The sequence below is a fragment of the Chryseobacterium sp. GQ58 genome, from assembly GCF_059758895.1.
The window spans coordinates 211,240-224,514 of record NZ_JCAXEH010000003.1; the positions used below are offsets into that span (position 1 = coordinate 211,240).

Annotated in this window: 18 protein-coding genes and 1 pseudogene; 8 read left to right on the top strand and 11 right to left on the bottom strand. The window is 34.0% G+C overall.

The genetic code is table 11. The annotated features are described in order from the left end of the window. Nucleotides 1–226: 226 nt before the first annotated feature. On the top strand, nucleotides 227–757 hold the full coding sequence (locus AC6CHK_RS08910) for an SMI1/KNR4 family protein (protein WP_498095302.1): 531 nt from the start codon (nucleotides 227–229) through the stop codon (nucleotides 755–757). An 87-nt stretch (nucleotides 758–844) separates the two neighbouring features. On the opposite strand, the gene AC6CHK_RS08915 is transcribed toward AC6CHK_RS08910, so the two are convergent. From AC6CHK_RS08915 to AC6CHK_RS08935, 5 genes and pseudogenes are all read right to left on the bottom strand, one after another. Continuing rightward, nucleotides 845–1,330, bottom strand: a complete 486-nt coding sequence (locus AC6CHK_RS08915; RefSeq protein ID WP_498095303.1) for a DinB family protein — start codon at nucleotides 1,328–1,330, stop codon at nucleotides 845–847. A gap of 36 nt (nucleotides 1,331–1,366) precedes the next feature. Then, a pseudogene (locus tag AC6CHK_RS08920) lies at nucleotides 1,367–1,817 on the bottom strand (Rossmann-fold NAD(P)-binding domain-containing protein); the annotation flags it as partial. 66 nt (nucleotides 1,818–1,883) lie between these two features. Beyond that, nucleotides 1,884–2,459 carry a hypothetical protein gene (locus AC6CHK_RS08925; protein ID WP_498095304.1) on the bottom strand — a complete coding sequence of 192 codons (576 nt, stop codon included), beginning with the start codon at nucleotides 2,457–2,459 and terminating at the stop codon, nucleotides 1,884–1,886. A gap of 481 nt (nucleotides 2,460–2,940) precedes the next feature. Further along, on the bottom strand, nucleotides 2,941–3,696 hold the full coding sequence (locus tag AC6CHK_RS08930; protein WP_498095305.1) for an SDR family oxidoreductase: 756 nt from the start codon (nucleotides 3,694–3,696) through the stop codon (nucleotides 2,941–2,943). A 92-nt stretch (nucleotides 3,697–3,788) separates the two neighbouring features. Beyond that, nucleotides 3,789–4,163 carry a helix-turn-helix domain-containing protein gene (locus AC6CHK_RS08935; protein WP_498095306.1) on the bottom strand — a complete coding sequence of 125 codons (375 nt, stop codon included), beginning with the start codon at nucleotides 4,161–4,163 and terminating at the stop codon, nucleotides 3,789–3,791. Between the two features lie 621 nt (nucleotides 4,164–4,784). Here AC6CHK_RS08935 and AC6CHK_RS08940 point away from each other — a divergent pair. From AC6CHK_RS08940 to AC6CHK_RS08970, 7 genes are all read left to right on the top strand, one after another. Beyond that, the gene (locus tag AC6CHK_RS08940) at nucleotides 4,785–4,997 is read left to right on the top strand and encodes a hypothetical protein (protein WP_498095307.1); all 213 of its coding nucleotides are present in this window, start codon (nucleotides 4,785–4,787) and stop codon (nucleotides 4,995–4,997) included. Between the two features lie 266 nt (nucleotides 4,998–5,263). Next, entirely contained in the window at nucleotides 5,264–5,404 is a 141-nt protein-coding gene (locus AC6CHK_RS08945) for a bacteriocin-like protein (RefSeq protein WP_498095308.1), read from the top strand. Next, nucleotides 5,382–5,588 (top strand): hypothetical protein, encoded by a 207-nt coding sequence (locus AC6CHK_RS08950; protein ID WP_498096238.1) that lies wholly within the window; start codon nucleotides 5,382–5,384, stop codon nucleotides 5,586–5,588. Before AC6CHK_RS08945 ends, AC6CHK_RS08950 begins: the two co-directional genes overlap by 23 nt. A 120-nt stretch (nucleotides 5,589–5,708) precedes the next feature. Then, entirely contained in the window at nucleotides 5,709–5,996 is a 288-nt protein-coding gene (locus AC6CHK_RS08955; protein WP_498095309.1) for a hypothetical protein, read from the top strand. Next, nucleotides 5,962–6,393 (top strand): ubiquitination-like system serine protease family protein, encoded by a 432-nt coding sequence (locus AC6CHK_RS08960; protein WP_498095310.1) that lies wholly within the window; start codon nucleotides 5,962–5,964, stop codon nucleotides 6,391–6,393. The genes AC6CHK_RS08955 and AC6CHK_RS08960 overlap by 35 nt, the downstream gene beginning before the upstream one ends. A 1,235-nt stretch (nucleotides 6,394–7,628) precedes the next feature. Continuing rightward, nucleotides 7,629–8,171, top strand: coding sequence for a hypothetical protein (locus AC6CHK_RS08965; RefSeq protein WP_498095311.1), 543 nt, complete (start codon nucleotides 7,629–7,631; stop codon nucleotides 8,169–8,171). After that, the gene (locus AC6CHK_RS08970) at nucleotides 8,168–8,419 is read left to right on the top strand and encodes a helix-turn-helix domain-containing protein (RefSeq protein ID WP_498095312.1); all 252 of its coding nucleotides are present in this window, start codon (nucleotides 8,168–8,170) and stop codon (nucleotides 8,417–8,419) included. The genes AC6CHK_RS08965 and AC6CHK_RS08970 overlap by 4 nt, the downstream gene beginning before the upstream one ends. 561 nt (nucleotides 8,420–8,980) lie before the next feature. Here AC6CHK_RS08970 and AC6CHK_RS08975 read toward each other — a convergent pair. The 6 genes from AC6CHK_RS08975 to AC6CHK_RS09000 form a co-directional block, all read right to left on the bottom strand. Further along, nucleotides 8,981–9,292, bottom strand: a complete 312-nt coding sequence (locus tag AC6CHK_RS08975) for a helix-turn-helix domain-containing protein (protein ID WP_498095313.1) — start codon at nucleotides 9,290–9,292, stop codon at nucleotides 8,981–8,983. Nucleotides 9,293–9,313: 21 nt separating this feature from the next. After that, nucleotides 9,314–9,766, bottom strand: a complete 453-nt coding sequence (locus AC6CHK_RS08980) for a transposase (RefSeq protein WP_498095314.1) — start codon at nucleotides 9,764–9,766, stop codon at nucleotides 9,314–9,316. Between the two features lie 529 nt (nucleotides 9,767–10,295). Continuing rightward, nucleotides 10,296–10,442: a hypothetical protein gene (locus tag AC6CHK_RS08985; protein ID WP_498095315.1), complete on the bottom strand. Its 147-nt coding sequence runs from the start codon at nucleotides 10,440–10,442 to the stop codon at nucleotides 10,296–10,298. A gap of 110 nt (nucleotides 10,443–10,552) precedes the next feature. Further along, on the bottom strand, nucleotides 10,553–11,455 hold the full coding sequence (locus AC6CHK_RS08990; RefSeq protein WP_498095316.1) for a hypothetical protein: 903 nt from the start codon (nucleotides 11,453–11,455) through the stop codon (nucleotides 10,553–10,555). 11 nt (nucleotides 11,456–11,466) lie between these two features. After that, nucleotides 11,467–12,312: a hypothetical protein gene (locus AC6CHK_RS08995; RefSeq protein WP_498095317.1), complete on the bottom strand. Its 846-nt coding sequence runs from the start codon at nucleotides 12,310–12,312 to the stop codon at nucleotides 11,467–11,469. Nucleotides 12,313–12,321: 9 nt separating this feature from the next. Further along, complete coding sequence (locus AC6CHK_RS09000) at nucleotides 12,322–13,266, bottom strand: hypothetical protein (protein ID WP_498095318.1); 945 nt, start codon at nucleotides 13,264–13,266, stop codon at nucleotides 12,322–12,324. Between the last annotated feature and the right edge of the window lie 9 nt (nucleotides 13,267–13,275).

The following is a 13,275-nucleotide window of genomic DNA, read 5'->3' on the forward strand; positions in this document are numbered from 1 at the left end:
CAGCAGCAATATCAATCCAACAAATAATTTCGGCTTTTTTATGGACATTCGCACTGGTTTCAATAGCTCTTCCCCTATCAAATCACATTTCTTTTTTGTATATTCATGTATGTGGATGGATACGATTTTGCAAATTTGAAGTACCAGGCTGAACATACTGTATACCTCACTCTGGTGGAGCTTCCATATTAAGAAATAATCCGTAATAATAAACTGAACAAATAATATGAATATAGAAAAAAAAATTGAGGAAATTGGAGGAATCGAAATTACACCTGCTTTTGAATCAAAGAAAGACAATAATATTGATGTTGATAATTATTTAAAATTGAATGATTTAAAACTTCCGGATGCTTATATCAATTTTTCACTAAAATATGGATTTGGCCAATTCAATAATGATATCGTATTTAAAAGTATTGATAAAATTCCTGTTGGTTATGATGACGGAACCACACCGATAACATTTATCTATGGATGGGGATCCGGTGGGGAGTCACTTCAAGAAACAAGAATTTCACTTGCAGATCAAATAAGTTCAGATTATTTTGTTTTTGCTGAAGGTAACCCTGGAGACTATCTTTTAATAAATACTGTTGATGAAAAGATATACTACTACTCTCACGAAGGAGCTATTAATAATAGTATCTTTTTAGTAGCCGATAGCTTTCAGCAATTCATTGAAAGTCTATTGATTAATGAAAACTCCAATTCTGAAGATGATCTTGAAGAAGAATGGTTTTCAGATGACTTTTAAGATGTATCTACTAAAGTTACAAGCATGTAGTTAATGAAAATTGTAAGAAAATATAACTTAAAGCAATGTCAGCAAGACACAGTTTTTTTATTGTAATACGTCACGCTTAATTTTTTCAATCTGTCGCTTGTGTCGTAAAATATGTACAATAGCATGTTCGGTGATTTGTTCGATGTCATAAACCTGTCCCCAACCTGCTTTTATTTTCAATGAGCTATCGAACTGTTCTAATTCAGCATCTAGAATATCTTTAAAAACATTTTCTGTAAAGAAAAAAACGTTGGTTAAGTCCTCTAAGTATTCCTTAGTTGTTAAATAATACTTTTTCTCTTGACGTTTGATGTTTTCTCCTTTTAAATTATGAATACTAGTCGCATAACCAAAACCCGAACTTACAACGTGAGATAATATCGTCTGGATTGATTTACAATTTTCGTCGGTTGTTTGCGGGTTTATGATAATAGTTAGAGCATTGTCAGGAATATCTTCGATAACTTTTTTGAAATCAAAAATTGCCTGTTCATATATGTCAAGTAAGGCTCCTACTGCTCCTTCTCTGTAATTGTTTATCATTGACTTGTCTAATTTATGCAAGACTAATTTATTGATTTATTTTTCAACCGAGAGCTGCTCATTTTTTATGGTAGCAATACCCTGTTCATAACTCGTGATCTGAAATTCGGGAACCTGTTCCTAAACTTTGAATCATCAAAAATATTGTTGTGTTGATATCTTGGAAGGAGTTCCGGTAATTCCTTCGCGCTTCTGTTGAACCAGGAACCTATTTTAAAAATAAACTTGGGAACAACAAAATATTTTAGATCCCTTTTATAAATACCGGAAGCTATTTGAATAAATTTCCGATAAGTTAGATGGCTTTTATCCACTGGTAGATGCCAGGTCTGTCCGAATGCATCTGGAATATTTCCGATCAAAGCAGTGGCCCGACTCGCATCGGGAGTCCATATCAAACTTCTTTTTTTATCAGCATTCAAAGGAACTTTGAGTTTTTTGTCTTTTTTAATATGTCAAAAATCAATGTATTGGTAATACTCTGTGTTTAATACTTCGATTTAAAATTCCTAGTTGAAGTCCCTAGTTTTTATTTATTAGCGCAATCCACCTTTTAGTCTATATAGTATTTGCTGGAAATAAAATATAATTCGAAAAGAATGAAAAAAACAACTATGGCAGCATACAATGTTGATTTTTTACTTTTTGAAAACCCAAGTATGATACATAGTGGAATATGACTGATCATTTTTACACCATAGATGGGCATTAATTTTTCCAGATAAGCCGACCCCTTAACCAATGTATCAAGGATATCTACAAAAAAAATAATTATTAAACCCAGAAAAATCCATTTTTTTCTTGAATAAAAATAGTTTTTATAGCTGTCGGAATAATCTTTCACGTCTGCAGGATACAGCAACTGACAGAGCGTAAAGTAAAGTAATATATACGCTATTATTAAAATATATTCTGTGAACGTCCAAACCTTTACCTCCCTCAGATTATACTCCCACCACCAAAAATGAATCATCTCAAGAAATAAATAGAATACAAGCAAGAGGTGAACCCAATAAGGTTTTGTTCTTCCCGGATGTTGTATAAACTTCACTGTACCATTAAGTAAACTACCTATACCCAAACTTAAAATGATACTGATGACTGTCTTTATATGGCTAAAAAAATCCATTATAACATGTATATATTGTAAAGAGACTGTTGTGATTTCATTAAAATTATTAAATACTGAAATGTATTAATACCAAAATTTGAAATAAATATAATGAATTACCGCTAATAGCAAAAAATACCTTTGTATTATTGTTTTCTTTTTACATTACGGGTAAAGAAGTATCTGCTTTTAACTCACAGTGCTCATCGTCTCCCCTTCTTGCTAGTTCCGATCATACTCATGGGTATGCAAATTAATGTTCAGCTTCCCAAGAGACGTTTTGTAACTAGTAAGCTATGTTAAGGCCAATGTTAAGAGTCCACTTAAACCGTCCACTCTAGAGAAGGATAGTCCTATGGTTATTGCTACGAATGAATGATCTCCCTCAAAATACGATAACGTTCCCCGACAGTTAACGCCTTCTGGATAGAAAGACAGAGGTTATAAATACCTCTAAAAATAAAGAAAGGCAGATACCTTCATAACTGCCTTAAAATAATTACCTTGTTGTGTAACCCCCATTTGCAAAAATAGTCTGTCCCGTTATCCACCATCCGTCAGTCACTAAAAACTCAACTAAAGGCGCTATATCTTTGATGTCTGTTAGCCCCCCCAGCGCTGAGGCAGATTTATGGTAAGTTACTGCATCTTCAGTCTCTTGACCATAAAAAAATGGAGTATCCATGGGCCCTGGCGCAACAGCCGTAACCGAAATGCCTCTTTGACCGAACTCTTTAGAAGCTGCCCGAGTAAAATGTTCAACCGGAGCTTTAGCTCCTGCATACGTAGAATATAGTCCTGTATATGCGGCCAGCAGTGAAGTTACAATACTACAGATCTTACCATTGTCATTTAGTTTTTTACCTGCTTCCTGGAGAAAGAAATAAGCTGCCTTGGAATTGATACCAAACATTTTATCGTACTCTTCTTCTGTAGTTTCGGTAAAAGGCTTTTTTAACACCATACCAACTGTATTAATGGCTATATCAATTCCGCCGAATCTCGCAATTGTTTCATCAAAGAATTTGGTCAAGTTCTCAACCTTTGTCAGATCACCCTGAAATAAGAATGCATCAGCGCCTAAAGCCTGAATTTCTGCCAGAGTTTTCTCACTTTCTGCTTTAGAACTTTCACTATTAAAGTGTATAGCCAGTTTTGCTCCTTTTGTAGCAAAATCTTTGCTCAATAGCCCGCCAAGGTTTTTACCTCCGCCTGCAATTAAGACTACTTTTCCTTTCAAATCATTTTTTGACATACTATTATAAAATTTATGTGTTCAGTAATAATACAAATATCTGGAGTTGCAGATTTAAAAACATGGTGAACTTTTCGGATAATTAACGGCATTTATTGATCAGTTTTAATTCTAAACTGCCCAGGAGTTACCCCTGTCCATTTCTTAAAGAATTTTGAAAAATTAGAAGGGTTATACGTGAGCATCTCTGCAATCTTTGCTACAGATTTATTATCGTTAACTAACATCTGCTTTGCCTTCTCAATAATCTTTAGGTCATAAAAGTGACAAGGATGATTTCCCAGCTCTTTTTGTATTAATTCAATGAAGTGTTTATGGGAGATTGCAAGCTCTGAAGCGATTTTATTTATTTCAAAAAACTCCAAGGTGCGCCCGCTGATGACATCATCAATATGGTCTTCCAAGAAATCTAAATACCTCTTACTAATCTCTGCACTTCTTTTTATATTTGGATTCTTATTGTTCATAATTCTAAAATTGAGCAATACAAATATAGCGAACTGCTAGGTCTACTTACTATTACGAAAAGATTAAACAAATTATGGTGACAACTTAACAACTTGCAATAAACGTTGTCCGAAATATGTCCGAAAACAAAAAGCCACTGATAATCAGCAGTTTTTATAGTAACAAGGATCAGATAATAAAAGCAAATTCCTATATACAGAGCTAAAAATCTAGTCAGGAAAGCTTTGAATAGCATGTTCAATTATCTAGATATAAATCCTGAAAGAAACGAATTTGACGATTTACTTGACAAAATGTTTCCTGAAAGCAAACCAAACAAGGGTGTCTGAAACCGATGAGTATTTCAAGATTTATTTTTGGTAAAAAGATTCCTGTCCCGAATATTGATATATTTTTGCTCATTATATTAAACCTTATTAAAATGAAAAATTTTATTAATTACTTTAGTTTACTCTGTATCACCTTATTTTCAGGATAGGTTCCAGGATGGCGAACTCTTTTTATTTGACGAAGGTCAAGGACAGCAAGGTATTGGAAAGCAGCAAGCATTACCTGTCAGAATTGAAGATCTAGCTGAAATAAAATCCTACCAGACCATTCCCGATACAAAACAAGTAAAAATGGATAAGAAAATACTGGAGTTCCATCGCATAAAGCCCGATAAATCGTTCACCGTTGAGACATTTATCAATGGGCAAGAGTCTTATTTTGGCAACGACTTACAAGAAGAAGATGAAGCAAATGAAGTACCTTATACTGCTCCACCTCCAATTCTTGAGCTACTTAAGATACATTGCCTCGCTGCTCACTTAAAGATACTGCCTGGATCTTAAATTGGCTCCGGCGAATCTTCGATTTCTAAACTGTAATTTTTTCTGATCTTTTTCATACTCTTAAAGTTAATGAGTATAAGAATTGTGTCCTAACAAAGTTAGCAACTCCAGATACATCATGTACTGTATTTTGGAACACAAAATTACAATGATTCCATGAAGCATTAGGTAGGATTCTCTTTATTGGACAGTTAAAATTTGTTAATTTAAACCATCATATAATATTTATTTTTGAAATTTGTTCTACAACATAAAATATTATTAATATGAAAAATTTAAAAAAGCTTCAAAAAGCAGAATTAAAAACAATTGTAGGAGGTGCGGATTGTACTAGGCTCTGTTTTATAAATGACAAATTAATATGCGTTCCATACAATTCATGTAGTGGTCCTGGACTTGAGCCATAAAATGGTAAAAACTCCGGTAAAGGAAATCAGGGGCTTTGATTACGATAAATATTATATACACAATGCTTTTAGATCTCCGGGAGCTCTTACGGAAGAAGAACTTGGTAAAGTAAGGCTGAGGTTTATCAGGATAGGTATAGAAATTTTCGAAATGGGGTCAAAACAGAATCAAAATATATTCTAACAGGATCAGAAGCCGACCTTGAGGGGTAACTTTTGCTTTCGTTAGCGTTGACAAAGGCTCTGCCAGAATGGAAATACACAATCTGTTAATTCAAATGGGTATTCCTTTATAGATGTTGGAATGGGACTGAATCGTGACACGGATAAAATTGGAGGATTAGTACGAACTACTTATTTTCCACCGGAGAGCGCACTAGCTATTTCTGAAAAAAGACTAACTCCATTAGTCTATTATCCAGACGATGTTTATAAAACTAATATTCAAATTTCTGAGCTGAATGCATTAAACGCAAGTATGGCCGTACTTAAGTTCAAGCAAATAAGAGGTTTTTATGCTGATATTAGGGGTAATTACCACACTCTTTTTGATATAAGTGACAGCAAAAACATTGGTGAAAATGAACTCTAAAATAAATCTTGAAAATGTCGAATTTATTCCAAAGAATATAACACAAGGAATACTTTATGTTTCTGATCGCTTTAATGTAGCGGTACATCTATGTGCCTGTGGGTGTGGAAACAAAGTTACTACACCTCTAGGTCCAGCAGAATGGACGTTCAATAATGAAGGTGGTAATCCGTCGCTATATCCTTCGATCGGAAATTGGCAGATCCCCTGCAGATCCCATTATTGGATAAAGGAAGGAGAAATAGTTTGGTCATATGCATGGAGTGAAGAACAGATTGAAAAAGGAAGAAAATATGATCAGCAGAAGCTTGAGGAGTATTTCAGAGAAAGGAAACAAAAAGTAAAAAAATCGCTTTGGAAAAGAATAATGAATTGGTTTGGAGGTTTATTTAAATAATATTGTTGTAATTTTCTAATAAATTAGCAATCCTATTTTCTCAGAGAATGCACGTCACCCTTCAGCAAAGCGTTTAAGGAAATGCTGCCTTTAACAATCAATTATGATGGACCTGAATGCAAATGATAAATATTATGATTTACCCAACAGTCTGCCAAAAATCATCCAATCCAGAAACTGTTAAAACGAGGATGATGGATGGTTTGTTAATGTATCGAGAAACTATTTAATTTCTAAAAGTAGAGTGTCAAAAATTAACGTAATGATGTTGAAAATTATCTTAATGAAAAAGCATATGATGTTAACGCAATTTACAAAGATAAAAGCGCTGCTAAGCTTTTGGAGGAGTTTAACATAAATAAGGATGAAGTTGAGAAAATTGTAAAAGAAAATGCTAGTAAAATTAATATGCCCATAAGACATGAGTTCTCTAGAATGACACTTAAGGATCAAGAGATAAGATAAGATAAGATAAGATAAGACAAAACATAAAAAATAATGACAGTATTAAAAAGTTGATTGGCAACATAGTATTAGAAATGGAACTTGTGATCCATTTAATTATGGGATGATGGAGGATAGAAAAAATGAAATTTAAAATAGACCTATTGAATATTATTTAATAATAGCTATCGATGAAAAGACTGATAAGAAAAAGATAAATGTCAATAGAAAAGCAATAGGTTTACCTTCCTTAGAATATCAAGAGTTTAAGAAAAGAATTATTTCAAATTAACCGCGACAGTAGTGCTAGCAGCATTGAAGTACATTCCTCACGAAGTTCTGGCATATGTGACAGGAGGAATAATGGGTGATACCGTATTAGCATCTATAAACGACAGGAAATTCCTGTCGTAATATAAAGATCTGGATCATCGTCAAATTACATTCCTACACCTAAATAAACTTGTAAATTTTCATTTAGCAAATACAATAAACCGACATCTCCATTTATGGTTTGGTTCCATATCTTTTTCAAAATTTGAAAAATATTCTGCAAATACTGAAATTTCAGCTGTAATAGAGTAAGCGAACAAGTCGTAAAAAATATATCTTCTTTAAAAGAAAAAGTTCCTATGTTATATTGGCGCTGCTGTAATTGGAGCAATTGGTGGTGCTAGAGTTGGAGGTGGTGCTGCAAGTGCAGCATTTACAAAAGCATGGGATTTATTCGCAGAATAAATTCATTAAAATTTAATTAACTTGTATCTATCTCAAATTATAAACTTATTATTATGAAATATATTTTAAGCATTATTCTATTCATGTTTTGTGGTATTCTTTGTTATTCTCAAACAAAAGATGATTGGAATAGTATTACTTCAGGACAATGGGCTTTTAATGTTAATCCAAGTCTTTTTGTTTTAAATTATAAATTAGATTTTTTCTTATCTAAAGATGAAAATAAAAAAGTTTCAATTTCAGAAATATTGAAGAAAGAAAATGTAGATTTGAAAGGAAATTCTTATAAAAAATTTAAATACAATAATGAAAATTATTTAGTAACAAAAAAAGACAGTAAAAGTGATACACGAATTTTAAAAGTCTTAAAAGAAAACGAAACTTATTTTATATTATGTGCTGAAAAAAGATCTTTATGTGATTGTAAGGCTGAAACTTTTACATATTTTAAACCCAAGAATGAGTTACAAAGAATTCAAAAACCATTTTCTTTATCCTTAAAAAAGAATTTAATAGATAGATTAAAAGAATTGAATACAGAAACTTCAAATGCTGAAAACTTAACTTTTTGTCAAATATTAGAAACTATTAAATGAATTTAGAAAGGCAAGCTATGGAACTTATCGCAATACAAAAATCAGCATTGCATGAAATGAACAAAGAGCTGAGGGATTTTTTAGAATTCACCAAAAATGCCACAGGAAAATACATCCCGATTTACAAAGAAGAAAAATGGCTTGATAACCAGGAAGCATGTTTAATGATGAACATTACGAAATGGACTTTGCAGACTTACAAGGACAAAGGACTATTACCGTGTTCCAAACTGAACAGCAAGAATTAATCATAGCTGCCATTTTAAATAGTACTTAAAAAAAGGGGTATTATGAATTCAGGAGGTTAGTTCGAATCGCTCCCTTTTCCGCTGAGACATAAAAAACGCAGTTTGGAGCCTGTAAAACAAGGCTAAAAACAAAATAAGTTCGTTTCCCTTTCATAAATATTTCAAACAACTTCAATAAAACATAGAGTTGGTTAATGACTCTACATATATCCCAGTGGATCACTTTCCAATACAGAATTTCGAACTCATTGTTTATTAGTGGATAATGACAATAAAGGACCAACGAAGGGAAAGCTGTTATCAAACCCTACAAACTGAAAAAAGGCAAGTAATTGAATTTAATATAATAAATTTACCATTCAATTTAATAACATCATGTTGCATGACGAAGGGTAAATTATTGCTTAAAACACCAATTTGATTAACTTATGACAATACTACTTCAATGTACTAGGATTCTATGCTATTTTCCTATTTCTTACGGCGAGTACTAAGCTTTCAGGCTATTTTTTTGATCGACCCATTACAGAAGAAAATCCTCTAAAAAAAGATAAGATCATATTAAAATAGTTTTTTCCATTTAGCGATTGTATTCCTGCTTATATTAAAATGCCTTGCTAATTTAGTATTATTTATCATGTTTTTTTTTTGATAATTTAATATTTCTACAATATCAGATTTTTTATAAGAACGATGTATGTAAGTAGATTTTTGACTGCTTAAACCGAAAATTTTACGATTTAGTTTTATTATATCTAATACTGATAGATTTGATTTTTTTAATAAATCCAAACATTCTTGCCTTTTATTGGGATACTTTTTATTTATAATATCAGAATAAATACGCCTATAATCTGGTGTTACTTTTTCCATATTTTTTTATTTTTTGTTATTTCAGTCTAAGTTGTATTTTTCCAGCCATTTATATAATGTGGTTTTTGGAATTCTATATTCTTTCATCACCTGCATTTTTGTCATTTCTCCTTGATTTATTTCCTCTAGAATAAAATCAATTACTTCCTTCGTGTATATATTTTTCTTAAACTGAGGCAATACCGATTTTTTTTTATTTAAAGTATGATTATGAATTGCATTAGCATGAGGTGCAAATAATATGAGATGTTGTGTGTAGATTCTAAAAAAATCATATTCTAACAATTTACTCCATCGTAAAAGAATTTCCGTGTCTAAACTTTGAGCTTCATACATTTGTTGAATTTCAGTTTCAGAGTATTTAAAAAAACTGCATATTCTGTCAATTTCTGTATTACGTTCTGTAACTCTTTTCAGAATCAAAGATCCTATATGAATGTTTTTTAAATCAATTTTAAATATATTCTGTTGCACTATTAAGCGATTTTTTAGTTCTAAAATGTGTTTATTACTAAGCCCTATCCTACGTTATACAATAGAGTTTTTTGTTTTTTTTTCAGTAGATGATTTAATGATTAATATAATTGAGGTGACAAATAATTCCTTATGAATGCTAAAGCTTTCGAGTATAGTATTTGGAAATTCTATGGGCTCTAATGGTGGATTATTTTCCAGAAGTAAGACTGTTTTATAGAAATAAATTGCATAGAATTCTCAAACTTAAAAAATTTCTAATCACGAAATAAGATAGCGCTTATTATTCCCACTACTATTATAGAGAATAATACAGAAATTGATTTGGTATCAGTAAGAAAAAAAGTTCCTGTTAAAGAGAAAATAACCAGAAAGATTACAAATATCCTAATATAAAAAATCATATTTTTTTTGTTACTTATTTTTTTCATTATTTGTGTTAAAAATAAATCTCTATTCAAACATTCCTTAAAGATGTTGGTTATTATCGTTGTAATCCTTTATTTTATTTAATAAGAGCTTATTCTGCTCATTGATACTGTCGTACTGCTGGCACTCTTCTGGTGAGCGCAGCTACTTTTCCTGCTAACGCAGTTTGTAAATCCTGTAATGCTGTGATAATTTCTTTTTTTTCCGCTTCAGAAAAATGACGGCCTTCAAAGTTTAAAAAAGGCATCGTATTAATTTTTGGTAGCTATTGGTGATTGATCGGTGGTTAGTGATATCATTTACTGAATTTTCATTGATCCATAAATATTCATCACTAACCATTGATCATTATTTCATTTATTGTTCTACGATGGTCAATACATTGTAGCTCGCATCTGTATTAAATAAGCTGTTATTTCCGTCAAACTGTACTGAAATCCAGGTAAAAGGTCTCAGCTTGTCCCCTTTCTTCAGCTTAACACTTACTGTACAGGCAGATCCTACAGGCACTGTATTAGTCCCACCGCCTCCAGTATCTGAAGCATAGCCATTATTTGTTTTTACTCTTTGTATAATAGCATCGGTATTGACATCTTTAACTTGCCAAATTGCTTCTGTTTGATTATTGGATCCTGTATTGACATTAGCGGCTTGTAATGCAAAAGTAAAAGTGGCAAAATATACCCCATCTCTTGGTGCCACAAACTCGCCTGTATTAGGATTAAAATTTGTGGTATTGACACCAGAATCAGAATCCAGCACTTCCGTCCAATTGGTCAAATAAGAAGAGCGGCGTTGCATAATACCAGTTTTCGCACCGGAATCAGGGCCTTCAAAAACTTCTGTATTTTGTGTCGTTTTATTCGCCATTACCACAATCCGTGGTTTGCCTTTCGGGAAGAAACTTATCCAATTGGTGCCATCGGAAAGTTCCAGATAGCCATTTACTCCGATAGCGGGGCTGTTCACATAGCGTAGAGCACCGGCACCGGCAGCAGTTGCCGTTTTATCCGTCATCCCTACGCCTACTGAGCCATTAGTACCACTGCGAAGATCCACAGCCACCTTTGGGCTAGCAACCAACACGCCAACCTTACCGGTGTTATCCACAATCACATTGCCCGCATCTGTTACGATCTCGGTAGAATTTACAGGGCTGCGTGTTCCTACACCAATTTGGGCATTGAACTGCGTTACCAGGAAAAGCAGAGGTATGATAGAACCTGCAATTTTTTTTATTTTATGTTGTAATATTATCATTGTTATACTTTTTATAGTTCGCTGATACTTAAGTTATTTAATGTTGCATCTGCCAAAACAATTCTACCGCCCCCCATATTATGCTTAACAGTAAACCTAAAACTATTACCAGCCTTAAGGTTAAAAATAGCATTGCAGTTACCACTTATGTAATTTTGCTTTACATTAGCCTGATATGCAGGATAAGAATTGATTGTTTTGAATGTCGGGATCGTAGTAGTACCAGTCAATGTAACACCTTCTATGGCTGTTTCTATATAGGTATTATTAGGAATATTACCTGTACTTGGACCCAAAGTAATACTGAAAGAAACCAGATAGAATCCGTCGCGAGGTGCCGTAAAAACACCATTCGTAAAAGCGTTCTCAGAATCTCCGGTTTCATTCCAACCCGTAGTAATTGGTGTACTGTTAATAATACCTGTGGGAATACCCGCACCTGAATTGTTGGTAGCATTGATAAGCACCTTGGTAGGTGGATTAAGTGGCAAGGCAATCCAGTTAGTACCATCGGAATAATCTAAATAACCATCGGCATTATAACGCAGTGCACCAGCACCGGCAGCTAGTGCAGATTGTGTATTGATGCCCACACCAAGAATCCCCTTCTGGTCTGCCGAACGGAGGTCCACTCTGGTCACAGGGCTTAAAAGTCCCACTCCTAAATTACCAGCCGCTGTAACCACTACATCATTGGCCATATGTGCAGGTGTATCGCTGGCGTCTTTTGCAGCGTCTATATGGAATGCCGCCTGCGGATTTATAGTACCTACGCCCGTCTGAGCCAAGGTTTTACCAACAGAAAAAATTAGAGTACAAGCCAGCAATTGATATTTGATATTAATATTTTTCATCATAATCTATTTTTAATGTTCTATAATGGTCAAATTATTAAATCCATCATCCGGATTTGCAGGGTCTGAAGGATTACTTGTAACCCTCAGTGCGACACCACCAGATGTTACTAAGGTATGAAATAACCTTGCGACCACTTGTGTACCAGCAGCCAGGTTAAGCGTAACGGTACTTGAGCCTCCCGCCTGTGTGGGACGAGAAGCACCACCATCTTCACCGGCAGCATTACTGCCATTCATTGATTGTCCAAAGGTTTTATAGACACGAGCCAAAACTGTACCTGTGGTAATGTTATAGAACTGTGATTCTACCAAAGAGCTATCATTAATAGCAGTACTCGCAAAATCAAAAGTCAACAGAAAAGTATAGGTACCAGTGCGAGGTGCTGTGAAAATACCTGTAAGCGGAGCGAAAGTAGGGCTCGAATTCAGCTCACTCCAATTCCCAATATTAGTAGCTACACCCCTTGTTATTGTTTGACTTGAGATCTTTCTCGCAACCACTACAGCTTTCTGTGGGGCTACATAGACCCTCTTCCACGTTACGTTGTCAGATACGTCCATTGTGGGTCCAGTACCTTGTGGTGTCGCAGAATCATATCTTACAGCACCGGCACCGGCGGCTGATGCAAGCATAGTGGTCGTTCCTAATCCTAAAGCATTTTCGCTGTTTGTACCTGTTTCTGAGCGCATATCCAGCTTTACTTTTGGGGAAAGAGTTCCTACACCAATGAAACCGGTTGTCTTATCGACGATCACATCATTGGCAGCCTGTGCTGATATTGGCAGTGCTGGTGCGGTAGCATCATTATCCTTAGCACCATCTATATGCAATGGCCCTTGCGGATTTATGGTGCCTATTCCGGTTGATCCTACCTGGGCAAAAGCTATACCGACCGAACAATACAATATCGACATCGCCAGTATTGCATGAATTCCTTTATGTCTATTTTTCATATTTTCTAA